The sequence below is a fragment of the Geodermatophilus sp. DSM 44513 genome, assembly GCF_032460525.1.
Classification (GTDB): Bacteria; Actinomycetota; Actinomycetes; order Mycobacteriales; family Geodermatophilaceae; genus Geodermatophilus.
Genome location: NZ_CP135963.1, coordinates 1,003,552 through 1,016,922 on the forward strand (window position 1 = coordinate 1,003,552; position 13,371 = coordinate 1,016,922).

Below are 13,371 nucleotides of genomic sequence, written 5' to 3' on the forward strand. Positions count from 1 at the left end.
CAGCCCACGGGCACGCGCGGCCGACGAAGGAGGCACGCATGGCGGCCATGAAGCCGCGCACTGGTGAAGGTCCCCTCGAGGTCACCAAGGAGGGGCGTGGCCTGGTCATGCGCGTGCCGCTCGAGGGCGGCGGTCGCCTGGTCGTCGAGCTGTCGCCCGACGAGGCGGCGGCGCTCTCGGAGGCACTGAAGGGCGCGACCAGCTGAACACCGCAGCGAGCCTGCCCCCGGGCAGCCCCGCACAGCACGACACGGCCCCGGCCGCCGGCGACCTGCCGGCGACCGGGGCCGCGCCGTTGCCGCGGGTCGAGGTCCACACCACCCTCCCGGCCCTCGGCGAGGACGACGTCCTCGCCGTGCCCGTCGGCACCGGCGCGGCGCTGCCCGCCTGGGTGACCGGCCCGGGCGCACCGGTCGACGCCGGGCTGCTCGCCGCCGCCCTGGCCGACACGGGCAACAGCGGCCGGCCCGGTACCGCCACCGACCTCCCGGTCCCCGGGCGCCGGCCGCGCAGCGTGGTGGCCGTCGGGGTCGGCGACGCGACGCTGCCGGACCTGCGCGGCTACGTGGCCGCGGCCGTCCGCCGTGCGCAGGCCCTCGCCGAACACGGCGCGCGCCGGCTGGTGCTGCCGGTGGACGACCCCGCCGCCCCCGCGGGCGCGGAGGAGGTGCGCCTGGCCGTCGAGGCCGCGTTGCTGGCCGGCTACCGGTTCCGGGACACCTCCACGCCGCACCCGCCGCGGCTGGGGACGGTCACGGTCGTCGCCGCCGACGGCGCGGACCCGGCGGTCACCGCCGCCGCGCGCGCCGGCGAGGTGGCCGCCCGGGCGGTGGCCTGGGCGCGCGACCTGGTCAACACCCCGAGCAACACCAAGGACCCCGCCTGGCTGGCCGGGCAGGCCGTCGAGCGGCTGGCCGGGCTGGAGCACGTGACGGTGCGCGTCCTCGACGTCGAGGACCTGCGCGCCGGGGGCTTCGGCGGCGTGCTCGCCGTCGGCGGCGGCTCGGCCTCCCCGCCGCGGGTGGTCGCGGCCTCCTACCGGCCCCCGGGCGCCGGGGCCGGGCACGCCGTGCTGGTCGGCAAGGGCATCACCTTCGACACCGGCGGCATCTCCATCAAGCCCACCGCCGGGATGCGGGAGATGAAGACCGACATGGCCGGCGGTGCCGCCGTCCTCGCCGCCGTCGACGCCGCGGCCCGCCTCGGGCTGCCGGTCGCGGTCACCGCCGTCGTCCCGGCCGCGGAGAACGCCGTCTCCGGCTCGGCCTACCGCCCGGCCGACGTGGTGCGCCACGTCGGCGGCCGCACGACCGAGGTGCTCAACACCGACGCCGAGGGCCGCATGGTGCTCGCCGACGGGCTGGCGTGGGCGCGCCTGGAGCTGGGCGCCACCGTGCTGGTCGACGTGGCCACGCTGACCGGCGCGATGAAGGTCGCGCTGGGCACGCGCACCGCCGGGCTGTACGCGACCACCGACGGGCTGGCCGACGCCCTGCGCACCGCCGCCGGGCACGCCGGCGAGGCGGTGTGGCGGATGCCGCTGGCCGAGGAGCACGCCGACCTCCTCGACAGCACGGTCGCCGACGCCAACAACGCCCCGGGCAACCCCGGGAGCACGACCGCCGCGCTGTTCCTGCGACCCTTCGCCGGCGACCTGCCGTGGGCGCACCTGGACGTCGCCGGCCCGGCGCGAGCCGGCAGCGACGACGCCGAGGTGGTCAAGGGCGGCACCGGCTTCGGCGCCCGGCTCCTGCTGCGCTGGCTGGAGGCCGGTGCGCCGGTCGACGCGCCGGTGGTGGTCGACCGGTGACCGACGCTGGCGTGGTCTTCCCGGCCGGTCCCGACGGGCGGCGCAGCACCGCGGCGCTGGGGCGGGCCGTGGTCGCCGACGCGCTGCGCCCGGTCGACCCGGCCGGCGCCGGGGCCGCCGAGCGGGAGACGAACTGGCGGGCCGGCTACCTGACGCACGTCCGCCGGCTGGTGGAGGCCGGGCTGCCCTCCCGCCGCGCCGCGCTGACCATCGCCGACGCGGGCCTCACCTCGCTGCACCGGCGGCTGCGGGTCGCCGGTCCGGACGGCGCCGAGACCCCGCTGGGCGAGCTGGCCGGGGCCCCCGCCGGCCGGGCCCTGGCCACGGCGGAGGTCCGCGGCACCGCCGAGCCCGAGCGGGAGCTGTCGCTGCCCTTCCGCGGCGAGCGGCTGCGCGGCGACGCCCTGCTGCGCCGGTTGGACGACTGGGTGGAGCGGGGGATCGCGGAGCCCTCGGCGGCCGAGGCGGTGCGCACCGTCGCCGCGCACCCGGAGTGGCTGGCCCTGCCGGACACCACGGTCGTCGTGCTCGGCGCCGGCGCGGAGATGGGACCACTGACCGCGCTGCTGCGCTGGGGCGCCCGGGTGGCCGGGGTCGACCTGCCCTCCCCGCCGCTGTGGGAGCGGGTGCTGGGCACCGCCCGCCGGGGGGCCGGCACGCTGCTGCACCCCGGCGGGGGAGCGGACCTGGTCACCGAGGTGCCCGCCGTCGCCGACTGGGTCGCCGGACTGCCCGGGCGCCTCGTGCTCGGCGACTACGTCTACGCCGACGGCGCCACCAACGTCCGGGTGTCGGCGGCCGTCGACGCGCTCACCGTACGGCTGGCCGCGGCCCGTGCGGACCTCGCCCTGGCCTTCCTCGCCACCCCGACCGACGTCTTCGCCGTCCCCGCGGACGCCGTCGAGCAGTCGGTGCGGGCCTACGCCGGGCGGTCACGGCCGGGCAAGCTGCTGGGCCGGCCGTTGCGCACGCTGTCGGCCGGGCGGCTGCTGCAGCGCGCCTACCTGCCCGGCAGCGACCCGGGCATCGCCGACAGCCTGGTGCCCCAGCAGGGCCCGAACTACGCGCTGGCCAAGCGCCTGCAGCGGTGGCGGGCCACCGTCGCCCGGGCGGCCGGGACCACCGTGTCGATGAACGTCGCGCCGCCGACCCGCACCCGCTCGGTGGTGCGCAACCGCGCGCTGGCCGCGGCCTACGCCGGCGCCCACCGGTTCGGCGTCGAGGTGTTCGACCCGGCGACGTCCAACGTGCTCATGGCCGCGCTGCTGGTGCACGACCTGCACACCGGTGGGGGGCCGGTGCACGAGCACCCGTGGCAGGACGAGGCGTACGCCGCGGTGCACGGCGGGCTGTGGCGGACGGCCTACGCCCCGCGCAGCGCGCTCGGCCTGGCCGCCGTGCTCGGCTACGGCGCCGCCCGCAGCTGAGGAAGGCCCCCGGTGCCCCCCGTCACTCGCACGCTCGCGCCGGGGCCCTGCACGGGGGCCGTTCCAGCCCCTCACTCGGCCGGGCCGACGAGGCCGGCGACGATCTGCGCCGACAGCGCCACCAGCGGCAGCCCGCCGCCGGGGTGCGACGAGCCGCCGACGAGGAACAGGCCGGGCACCGGGGAGGCGTTGGCCGGGCGCAGGAAGGCCGCGCGGGCGCCGTTGCTCGACGTCCCGTAGATCGACCCGCCGACGCTGCGGGTGCCGCGCTCCAGGTCGGCCGGGGTGCGCGTCGAGCACCAGCGCACCCGGTCGCGGACGTCGAGGCCGCGGCGGGCCATCACCTCGAGCACCCGCTGCGCGTACCGGTCGGCCAGCCCCGGGGCGTCCCAGTCCACGCCGCCGCGGGGGTCGTGGCGGGGCGCGTTGACCAGCACGAACCACGACTCGCTGTCCTCGTCCGGCCGGGTCGCCGGGTCGTCGGGCGCGCTGACGTAGACGGTCGGGTCGTCGACCGGCCGGGGCGCCCCGCGGTGCCGGCCGACGCCGAACACCGCGTCGAACTCCGCGTCGTAGTCCTCGGGGAACAGCACGGTGTGGTGCGCCAGCCCGGGCGTCCGCCCGCGCAGCGCCAGCAGCAGCACGAACCCCGACAGCGACGGCGTGCCGCGGCCCAGGTCGCGGCGCACCCGCCGGGTCGACCGCGACGGCGGCACCAGGTCGGCGTAGACCGCGGCGGCGTCCGCGCCGGAGACCACGACGTCGGCGCGCACCACCTCACCGCCGGCCAGCCGCACCCCGGCCGCGCGGCCGCCCTCCACCAGCACCCGCTCCACGGCGCACCCCGTGCGCACGACCGCGCCGCGCTCGACCGCCCGCTGCGCGACCGCCTCGCCCAGCCGGCGCAGCCCGCCGCGCACGTACCAGGAGCCGAAGGCCTGCTCCACGTACGGCACCGTCGCCAGCACCGCCGGCGCCCGCCGCGGGTCGGAGCCGGAGTAGGTGGCGTAGCGGTCCAGCAGCGTGCGCAGCCGCGGGTCGCGCAGGTACGCCGTCCCCAGGCCGCGCAGCGTGCGCCACGGCGCCACCGTGGCGACGTCGGCCCGGCTGCGGGCCAGCCGGGCCAGCGTGGCCGCCCCGGCCAGCGGCGAGCGCAGGAACGGCTGCTCGGTGACCCGCCACATCTCGGCGGCCCGGGCCATGAGCGCCGCCCACTGCGCGCCGCTGCCGGCGCCGAGCGCGGCGTCCAGCGCGGCCGGGACCGCGGCGGCCTCGCCGGGCACGGACAGTCCGGCGCCGTCGGCGAACCGGTAGGCGACGGCGGGGTCCAGGCGCACCAGGTCCACGGCGTCCTCCAGCGGGCCACCGGTGGCCGCGAACAGGTCCCGGTACAGCTGCGGGAGGGTCACCAGGCTCGGGCCGGTGTCGAAGCCGTGCCCGTCGCGGGCATACCAGCCCAGCTTGCCGCCGATCTCGGGGGCCTGCTCCAGCACGGTCACCGCGTGGCCGAGCGCGGCCAGCCGGGCCGCCGCCGCGAGACCGCCGAGGCCGGCGCCGACCACCGCCACCCGAGCCACGCCGCCACGGTAACCGGGCGCAGGCGGGCGACCGTCCGGTGCCCGGGCGGCTGACCGCCGTCTGCCCCGGGACCGGTCAGCCGGGCGGGTCGCCTCGACGCGGCCGTCCCCGGGCACCGCTCCCCGCGGGGACGGCGAGGGCGAGGACGGCGAGGTCGTCGGCCTGGAACCGCGATCCCCGGAGCTGTTGCTCGACCGCTGCGGTGACCGCCTCGACGGTCTCCTCGGCCCCCCGCGGGGCCCCGGCGAGCACCTGCCGCAACCCCTCCTCGCCGAACTGCCGGCCGGCGTCGTCACGCGCCTCGGTGACCCCGTCGGTGTAGAGCACGAGCGTCGCGCCCGGCGACAGGTCCACCTCCACGACCGGCACGTCCAGGTCCGGGTCGATGCCCAGCGGGCGGCCCGGCGCGCCGACCTCCCGCGGGCCGCCCGGGCCGGTGAGCACCGGCAGCGGGTGGCCGGCGACACCGATGCCGGCGCGGACGCCGTCCGGGCCGGGGGTCAGCACCAGGCAGCAGGCGGTCACGAAGCGCAGGGGGCCGTCGGCCTGCGCGTGCAGCAGCGCCGCGTTCACCGCCCGCAGCACCTGCGCCGGGCCGGCGGTCGTCCCGCCCACGGGGCCGGCCGCGGCCCGCGCGGTGTGCCGGGTGAGCGCGGTGACGGCGGCGGCCTCGGCGCCGTCACCGCACACGTCCGCGATCAGCACCATCCACCGGCCATCGGACAGGGGCACGACGTCGTAGGTGTCCCCGCCGACCAGCGCGGCACCCCCCCCGGGCCGGTAGCGGGCGGCCAGCTCGACGCCCGGGACGGCCGGCAGGTGGGAGGGCAGCAGGCTGCGCTGCAGGGTGTCGGCAAGCCGGCGCACCTCGGACTCGGCGCGCAGCCGGCCGAGGAACTGGCCGATCTGGCGGCCGGCGGAGGCCAGCACCTCCACCAGCTCGGCCGGCACGGGCCGCTCCTCGCGGGAGAACAGCTCGCAGACCGCCAGCAGGTCGTCCCCGTGCAGCACCGGGAAGGCCACGCCGGTGCGGATCCGGTCGCAGCGGGCCGCCTCACCGCGGAGGAAGCGGGGGTCGCTCCACAGGTCCTCCGCGACCACCGGGGCCCGCTGCGCCCAGGCCAGCCCGGGCAGCCCCTGGCCGCGGGCGAAGCGGTGCCCGCAGGACGCGACGTGCAGGGCGCCGGGAGTGGCGCCGGAGGAGACCCAGGTGGCCGCGTGCCGCAGCCGGCCGGTGTGCCCGTCGGGCTGCCACAGCGTGGCGGTGTCCCAGTCCAGCTCGGTGCACAGCGTGGGCAGCAGGTCGCGGAAGGCGACGTCGGCGTCAGCGGCCTCGGTGAGTGCGGTGGTGACCCGCTGGGTGGCCGCCAGGTAGCGGCTGACCATGAGCTGGCGCTCCAGCAGGACGGTGGTGCTGGCGTCGCGGAGGACGGCGACCACCAGCGCGTCGTCCGCAGCCGCGTCGGCCTGCATCAGCCGGGCCAGCGTCAGGTCGACGGTGACCTCGTGTCCGGCGGCGTGCAGCGCGGGCACCTGCGTGGTGGACCCGACCAGCCGGCCCTCGCCGGTGGCCCGGAACCGGGCGAAGCCGTTGCTGTGCGCGCCGTGGAAGCGGCGCGGCATGAGCACGGTCAGCGGTCGTCCGACCAGCTCCCCGGGGTCGTGCCCCAGCAGGGTGCTGACCGCCGGGTTGGCGTAGGCGATCCGGCCGTCGGCGTCGGCCACCACCACGGCGTCGGGGAGCGCGGCCAGCAGCGCCGGTGCGGCGAGGACCGCGTCGACCGTCGGCAGCACCACTCCTCCTCCGGGGACGTCTCCGGTCACGATCCCACACGGGCAGTCAACGGCCGGGCACCGACAGTCGACGAGTCGCCATGTCGACACGTGGTCAAAACGCGTACCGGATCCGCAGCCACGGGGCGTGTGCGGCCACCAGCTGGTGCACCTGCGCCACACCGGCCCGCTTGACGTCGTTGCGGTAGCGCACGTTCCAGCTGCCGTTCTGGCTGAGCTTGGGCTGCTGCAGGTCCGGCCGCCACAGCAGCTCCTCGGCCCTCGGGTGCCAACCCAGGTTCACCTGGTGCAGGTCCCGGTTGTGGGTGAGCAGGATGACCTCGGCGGCCGCCTGCGCCTTGGCCGCGGGGGACAGCTCGTCGTCCAACCGCTGCAGCAGCTGCGCCCAGTCGGCCTCCCAGCCCTCCCGCAGGACGACGGGGGAGAGGTTCAGGTGCACCTCGTACCCGGCGGCCACGAAGTCGTCGACCGCCGCGATGCGCTCGCCGACCCGGCTGGTGCGGATGTCGAGCACCTTCGCGTCGTCCTCGGGCATCACCGAGAAGCGGATGCGGGTGCGCCCGCGCGGGTCGAGGTCGAGCAGTTCGCGGTTGACGTACTTGGTGGCGAAGGAGGCCTTGGCCGTCGGCAGCCCGGCGAAGGTGGCGACGAGGTCGGCGACGTTGTCGCTGACCAGCGCGTCGACCGAGCAGTCGCTGTTCTCGCCCAGGTCGTAGACCCAGGCCACCGGGTCGCACTGGTCGGGCTCGGTCTTCGGGCCCTGCCGGGCGACGTGCCGGCGCAGGTAGCCGGTGATCTGCTCGATGTTGGTGAAGACGGTGACCGGGTTGGCGTAGCCCTTCTGCCGGGGCACGTAGCAGTACGCGCAGGCCATGGCGCAACCGTTGGCCGTCGACGGGGCGATCCAGTTCGCCGAGCGGCCGTTGGGCCGGGCGGTCAGCGACTTCTTGACCCCGAGCACCAGCGTCTCGGACTTCACCCGCACCCAGCGTTCGACGTTGCCCTCGTTGCCGTGCAGCTCGGGGATCTGCCAGTGCGACGGCACCTCGACCACCTCCGCGCCGGGGAGGCGGGCGAGCACCTGCTGCCCGCGGGGCGACGCGAGCGCGGCCGGCTCGGCGTACACCCGGCGCACCGGCAGGAGGCGGGCGAGCTCACCGCCGGCGGGGCTCGCGGACTCGGACGGCACGGTGACGGGGTTCCCCACGCCGGGCTGCAGCAGCGCGGTGTCCGGCGGTGTTCCCGCTGGTCGGCGCGTCGCCGGGTCAGTTCCCGGCAGCGGGTGGCAGCTCGCCGACCGGTCGCAGGTCCGCGGGGCCGACCCGTCCGGCGACGACGTCCCCGGCGAGGTCGTCGACGGTGCGTCCGGTCGCCCGTGCCGCCGAGCGCAGCAGCTCCAGCGCGGCCGGTGGCGAGGTGCCACGGGCCATCGCGACCCGGCCGGCCGCCGTCCACACGTCCTGCCGGCGCCGCGCCGCGGGACCGTGCAGCCACGCCGGCCCGCCCTCGGGGGCCCACGGCGCCCAGACGGCGGCGTCCCCGAGCGCCGAGGCGACGAGGTCCCCGACGGCCATGGCCTCGAACACCTCCAGGGAGGTCACGGCCGACTCGTCGGTGAAGTAGAGGTCCAGCGCGCCGGGGCCGGCCAGCGTCTCGCCGATCGGCAGGGCCACCACCGCGCGGTAGGGCGTCTGACCGGTGAGCAGGCGGGCGAACACCGGCCAGCGCCGCTGCAGGTCGGCGGTGGCGGCGAACACCGGCTCCCGGTGCCGCTCGGCGGCTGTGCAGGGGCCGTCCCCGGCGGTGAACTGCAGGCGCTCGGCCAGGTCCGCGGTCGTCGAGCTGGCGCCGAGGGGGAGCCGGCCCTGTCCGGCGGCGCGCACGCTGAGCCCCGCGCCGTCCACGTCCAGCGTCCGGGCGCAGGCCCGCGCCAGCAGCGACGGCAACAGCTCGGGGCCGGTGGGCGAGGGGTCGCCGACCTCCTCCAGCGCGGCCCGGAACCGAGCGGCGATCGACGACACGCACCGATCATCCGGCACGCCCGCAGCACGGGCCGCACCGGATCCGGATCTCACCCGGCCGGATCCAGGGGCGAGGGGGCACGGCGAGGCCCGGCCATCGCGGCCTACGACACCCGGTCCCTCCGCGGCGACGACGTCCGGCCGCCGGTCACCCCCGGGCGGCGAGGACGGCGGCGTAGACGTCGACGGTCTGCTGCGCGATGGCCGGCCAGCCGAACTCGGCGAGCACCCGCTCCCGCCCGGCGGCACCCATGCGCGCGGCCCGCTCCGGGTCGTGCAGCAGCTCGGTCACCCGCTCGGCCAGCCCGGCCTCGAAGGCGGCGGCGTCCGCGGGGTCGTAGGGCACCAGCAGACCGGTGCGCCCGTCGGCGACCACCTCGGGGATGCCGCCCACCGCGCTGGCGACGACGGCGGTGCCGCAGGCGGCGGCCTCCAGGTTCACGATGCCCAGCGGCTCGTACACCGACGGGACGACGAACACCGTGGCGCCGGTGATCAGCGGCACCAGCCGCTCGCGCGGCAGCATCGCCTCGATCCACACGACGCCGTCCCGGCGAGCCTGCAGCTCGGCCACCGCGTCGGCGACCTGCTGGCGCTCACCCGGGGTGTCCGCGGCGCCGGCGCACAGCACCAGGCCGGCGTCGGCGGGCAGCTGCTCGGCCGCGCGCAGCAGGTGGACGACGCCCTTCTGCCGGGTGATCCGCCCGACGAACAGCGCGTAGGGCCGGTCGGGGTCCACGCCGAGCGAGCGGACGACGTCCGGGTCGGGCATGGGCCGGTAGGCCGCGGCGTCGACCCCGTTGCCCACGACGTGCACCCGCGCCGGGTCCAGGTCGGGGTAGGCGTCCAGCACGTCGTCGCGCATGCCGCGGCTGACCGCCACCACCCCGTCGGCGGCGAGGTAGGCGGTGCGCTCGACCCACGACGACAACCGGTAGCCGCCGCCGAGCTGGTCGGCCTTCCACGGCCGGCGCGGCTCCAGCGAGTGCGCCGTCACCACGTGCGGGGTGCCGTGCACCAGCGAGGCGAACAGGCCCGCGCCGTTGGCGTACCAGGTGTGGCTGTGCACCAGGTCGGCCTCGGCCAGCGCGCCGGCGATCTCCACGTCCACCCCGAGGGCCTGCAGCGCCCCGTTGGCGCCCTGCAGCCCGGCCGGGACCTGGTGCCCGGTCGCGTCCGCGCGCGGGCCCCCGAAGCAGTGGACGTCGAGCTGCGGCCCGTCGGGCAGCGCGCGCAACGCTGCCGCCAGGTGCTCCACGTGCACGCCTGCGCCGCCGTAGACGTCCGGCGGCCACTCCCGGGTCACCATGCCGATGCGCACCGGGTCACCCTAAGAGGACCCCGTCCTCCTCACCGCTCGCACGCTCGCGGCGAGCCTCTGGACGGGGCCGCCCGTTCCCCCCGCCCCTCGCACGCTCGGCGCGGGCCCCCGGAGGATGGCCGCCGCGCAGCGCGGTGGAGCGCCCGCGCCGGGCAGCCGATACGTTGCGACCATGCGTGGCGGTCCCCGGGTCCTCGGCATCGTCCTGGCCGGCGGTGAGGGCAAGCGACTGGCCCCGCTGACCCAGGACCGGGCCAAACCAGCGGTGCCCTTCGGGGGCAACTACCGGCTCATCGACTTCGTGCTGTCCAACCTGGTGAACGCCGAGATCCGGCAGATCGCCGTGCTGACCCAGTACAAGAGCCACAGCCTGGACCGGCACATCACCACCACGTGGCGGCTGTCGCAGATGCTCGGCAACTACATCACCCCGGTGCCCGCCCAGCAGCGCCTCGGCCCCCGCTGGTACACCGGCAGTGCCGACGCGATCCTGCAGAGCCTGAACCTGATCTACGACGCCCGGCCCGACATCGTCGTCGTCTTCGGCGCCGACCACGTCTACCGGATGGACCCGGCGCAGATGATCGACCAGCACCTGAAGACCGGTGCGGGCGTCACCATCGCCGGGCTGCGGGTTCCCCGTCACGAGGCCACCCAGTTCGGGGTCATCGACGCCGACGCCGAGGGCAGGGTGCGCGGCTTCCTGGAGAAGCCGGCCGACCCGCCCGGGCTGCCGGACTCCCCGGAGCAGAGCTTCGCCTCCATGGGCAACTACGTGTTCAGCACCGACGCGCTGCTCGAGGCGCTGCGCCGGGACGGCGAGGACGAGACCTCCGCGCACGACATGGGCGGCTCGATCATGCCGATGTTCGCCGAGGCCGGGGACGCCTGGGTCTACGACTTCTCCACCAACGTCGTCCCGGGCGCCACCGAGCGCGACCACGGCTACTGGCGCGACGTCGGGACGATCGACTCCTACTTCGACGCGCACATGGACCTGGTGTCGGTCACCCCGGTCTTCAACCTCTACAACGACCGCTGGCCCATCCTCACCCTGCCGCCGCAGCAGCCGCCGGCGAAGTTCGTGCTCGGCGGGCGGGCCGAGGAGTCGATGGTCAGCGCCGGCGCGATCATCGGTGGCGGCTCGGTGCACAGCTCGGTGGTCTCGCCCGGGGTGCGCGTCGAGCGGGGTGCGCGGGTGGAGGACAGCGTGCTCATGGACGGCGTGTACGTCGGCGAGGGCGCCTACGTCCGGCGCGCCATCCTGGACAAGAACGTCGTCGTCCCCGACTGGGCGCGCATCGGCGTGGACCTGGCCGCCGACCACGAGCGCTACCACGTCAGCGCCGGCGGGGTGACCGTGCTCGGCAAGGGAGCCCGGGCACACAGGTGAAGGACCCTGTCGCCCCCCACCACTCGCAAGCTCGCGGCGGGTCCCTGCGGCAGGGCCGTTCCAGCACGTCACCTCTGATCGTCACCCTGCTGCTGGAGCCGGGGGCGCAGGAGCGGTTCGATCGGCTGCGGGCCGCGCACTTCCCGGCCGCCCGCAACCAGCTGGCCGCGCACGTGACGCTGTTCCACGCGCTGCCCGGCGACCACGAGGGCGCGGTGTCCGCCGACCTCGCCGACGCCGCCCGCCGGCCGGCCTTCGACGTCGCCGTCACCGGCGTGCGGTCGCTCGGCCGCGGGGTCGCCCTCACGCTCGACGCCCCGGAGCTGACCGCGCTGCGGGCCGGGCTGGCCGCGGCCTGGGAGCAGTGGCTGACCCCGCAGGACCGGCAGCGGCACGCACCGCACGTCACCGTGCAGAACAAGGTGGAGCCCGCGGTCGCCCGCGCGCTGCGGGACCGACTGGCCGCCGGGTTCACGCCGCACCGGGTGGGGGCCCGCGGCCTCGGGCTGTGGCGCTACCTCGGCGGCCCGTGGGAGCCGGTGGCCGAGCACCCGTTCGGCTGACGCCGGCCGCGCGTGCCTGTGAGGTCCCTGTGAACGGGAACACGGTCGCGCCGCCGGCCCGTTGACCAGGACGTGCGCCCCAAGACAATCGTTCCCACCCGAGCCGCCGGCATCGGGCGGTCGTCGGCGGCGCCGATCTGCGATCCTGGGACCGTGCCCGACACCGCCGACCCCGCCGCCCCCACCGAGGCGTGGGTGGCGCCGACCTGGGAGCAGGTCGTGCGCGACCACTCCGCGCGCGTGTACCGGCTGGCCTACCGGCTCTCGGGCAATCCGCAGGACGCCGAGGACCTCACCCAGGAGACGTTCGTCCGGGTGTTCCGCTCGCTCGCGGACTTCTCGCCCGGCACCTTCGAGGGCTGGCTGCACCGCATCACCACGAACCTCTTCCTGGACATGGTGCGCCGCCGGCAGCGGATCCGGTTCGACGCCCTGCCCGAGGACACCGAGCGGCTGCCCGGGACGGCCCCCAGCCCGGAGCAGGTGTACTCCGACACCCACCTGGACCCGCAGGTGCAGGCCGCGCTGGACGCGCTGTCCCCGGAGTTCCGCGTGGCCGTCGTCCTGTGCGACATCGAGGGGCTGACCTACGAGGAGATCGCGGCGACCCTCGGCATCAAGCTCGGCACGGTGCGCAGCCGCATCCACCGCGGCCGGGTTCAGCTGCGCGAGGCGCTGGCGCACCTGGCGCCGCGCCGGTCGGTGACCGGTCGGGACGCCGTCCCGGAGGGGAGCGCGGGGTGAACATCCCGGAGAGCCACCTGGCCCAGGAGGCCGTCGCCGCCCTGGTCGACGGCGAGCTGGGTGGCGGCCCGGCGGCCCGCGCGGCCCGCCACCTCACCGGCTGCGCCCAGTGCCGCATGGCGGTGCAGGCCCAGCGGGAGGCCAAGGAGGCCCTGCACGCCTCCTGCGACGTCACCGTCCCCGGCGACCTGCTGTCCCGGCTGCGCGCCATCCCGTTCACCGCCGACGTGCCCGGCCCCGGCGGTTCGCTGACCGCCGGCCCGGGGCAGCTCACCATCAGCGGGTCCGGCGGCGCCTGGTCGGTGCCGCTGGAGCCCACCTCCGCCGGCGGCGACCGGCCCGGCCACGCCCGCTGGCTGCGCCGGGGCTTCCTGGGCGCCCTGGGGGTCCTCGGCGCCGGGGTCACCACCCTGGCGCTGAACCTGCCCAGCGACGGCCCCGACGGCCCCGGCCCGGCGCCGGTGGCCCGCGGCGGTGTCGAGGAGCGGACCGAGATCGTGCCGCCCGTGGTGCGCACCACCACCGTCGGCACCGGAGGCGCCCAGCCGTCCGTCACCCCGGGCGGGACGCCCTGACCACGCGGGCCGGTGCCCGTCGGGGGAGGACCCGCTGACCGACGAACCGCACGCCTCCGGCTCGGCGCCCCGGCCGCTCGACGGGGACGACCGCAGCGACGGGACACCGCCGCTGCCCGAGGAGGCCTTCGCGCGCCCCCGGGAC

12 protein-coding genes are annotated in these 13,371 nt (G+C 77.1%); 7 read left to right on the plus strand and 5 right to left on the minus strand.

The features are described from left to right. Nucleotides 1-38 precede the first annotated feature (38 nt). The 3 genes from RTG05_RS04810 to RTG05_RS04820 all read left to right on the plus strand — a co-directional run bounded on the left by RTG05_RS04810 (nucleotide 39) and on the right by RTG05_RS04820 (nucleotide 3,237). Nucleotides 39-206, plus strand: a complete 168-nt coding sequence (locus RTG05_RS04810) for a DUF3117 domain-containing protein (RefSeq protein WP_012947303.1) — start codon at nucleotides 39-41, stop codon at nucleotides 204-206. Nucleotides 207-295: 89 nt separating this feature from the next. Further along, a complete protein-coding gene (locus tag RTG05_RS04815) occupies nucleotides 296-1,810 on the plus strand; it encodes a leucyl aminopeptidase family protein (RefSeq protein ID WP_166527686.1) in 1,515 nt (504 codons plus the stop codon). Then, nucleotides 1,807-3,237: a hypothetical protein gene (locus RTG05_RS04820; RefSeq protein ID WP_315912333.1), complete on the plus strand. Its 1,431-nt coding sequence runs from the start codon at nucleotides 1,807-1,809 to the stop codon at nucleotides 3,235-3,237. Before RTG05_RS04815 ends, RTG05_RS04820 begins: the two co-directional genes overlap by 4 nt. 71 nt (nucleotides 3,238-3,308) lie before the next feature. On the opposite strand, the gene RTG05_RS04825 is transcribed toward RTG05_RS04820, so the two are convergent. The 5 genes from RTG05_RS04825 to glgA all read right to left on the minus strand — a co-directional run bounded on the left by RTG05_RS04825 (nucleotide 3,309) and on the right by glgA (nucleotide 9,951). Beyond that, nucleotides 3,309-4,814 (minus strand): phytoene desaturase family protein, encoded by a 1,506-nt coding sequence (locus RTG05_RS04825; protein ID WP_166527687.1) that lies wholly within the window; start codon nucleotides 4,812-4,814, stop codon nucleotides 3,309-3,311. A 76-nt stretch (nucleotides 4,815-4,890) separates the two neighbouring features. Next, nucleotides 4,891-6,609 (minus strand): SpoIIE family protein phosphatase, encoded by a 1,719-nt coding sequence (locus RTG05_RS04830; RefSeq protein ID WP_315912334.1) that lies wholly within the window; start codon nucleotides 6,607-6,609, stop codon nucleotides 4,891-4,893. A gap of 94 nt (nucleotides 6,610-6,703) precedes the next feature. Next, nucleotides 6,704-7,816, minus strand: coding sequence for a spore photoproduct lyase family protein (locus tag RTG05_RS04835; protein ID WP_315912335.1), 1,113 nt, complete (start codon nucleotides 7,814-7,816; stop codon nucleotides 6,704-6,706). A gap of 58 nt (nucleotides 7,817-7,874) precedes the next feature. Next, nucleotides 7,875-8,630: an ANTAR domain-containing protein gene (locus RTG05_RS04840; protein WP_166527688.1), complete on the minus strand. Its 756-nt coding sequence runs from the start codon at nucleotides 8,628-8,630 to the stop codon at nucleotides 7,875-7,877. A gap of 148 nt (nucleotides 8,631-8,778) precedes the next feature. After that, on the minus strand, nucleotides 8,779-9,951 hold the full coding sequence (gene glgA / locus RTG05_RS04845; protein WP_166527689.1) for a glycogen synthase: 1,173 nt from the start codon (nucleotides 9,949-9,951) through the stop codon (nucleotides 8,779-8,781). Nucleotides 9,952-10,123: 172 nt separating this feature from the next. On the opposite strand from glgA, the gene glgC reads away from it, so the two are divergent. From glgC to RTG05_RS04865, 4 genes are all read left to right on the plus strand, one after another. Then, complete coding sequence (gene glgC / locus RTG05_RS04850) at nucleotides 10,124-11,344, plus strand: glucose-1-phosphate adenylyltransferase (protein ID WP_166527690.1); 1,221 nt, start codon at nucleotides 10,124-10,126, stop codon at nucleotides 11,342-11,344. Beyond that, nucleotides 11,341-11,907, plus strand: a complete 567-nt coding sequence (locus RTG05_RS04855) for a 2'-5' RNA ligase family protein (protein ID WP_166527691.1) — start codon at nucleotides 11,341-11,343, stop codon at nucleotides 11,905-11,907. Before glgC ends, RTG05_RS04855 begins: the two co-directional genes overlap by 4 nt. A gap of 153 nt (nucleotides 11,908-12,060) precedes the next feature. After that, a complete protein-coding gene (gene sigE, locus RTG05_RS04860) occupies nucleotides 12,061-12,651 on the plus strand; it encodes an RNA polymerase sigma factor SigE (protein ID WP_166527692.1) in 591 nt (196 codons plus the stop codon). Continuing rightward, on the plus strand, nucleotides 12,648-13,226 hold the full coding sequence (locus tag RTG05_RS04865; protein WP_166527693.1) for an anti-sigma factor family protein: 579 nt from the start codon (nucleotides 12,648-12,650) through the stop codon (nucleotides 13,224-13,226). Before sigE ends, RTG05_RS04865 begins: the two co-directional genes overlap by 4 nt. The last annotated feature ends 145 nt before the right edge of the window (nucleotides 13,227-13,371 follow it).

What these genes read in the sequence shown, in the direction of transcription:
- RTG05_RS04810 (WP_012947303.1), top strand. Translation starts at nt 39, where the DNA reads ATGGCGGCCATGAAGCCGCGCACTGGTGAAGGTCCCCTCGAGGTCACC.
- glgC (WP_166527690.1), top strand. Translation starts at nt 10,124, where the DNA reads ATGCGTGGCGGTCCCCGGGTCCTCGGCATCGTCCTGGCCGGCGGTGAG.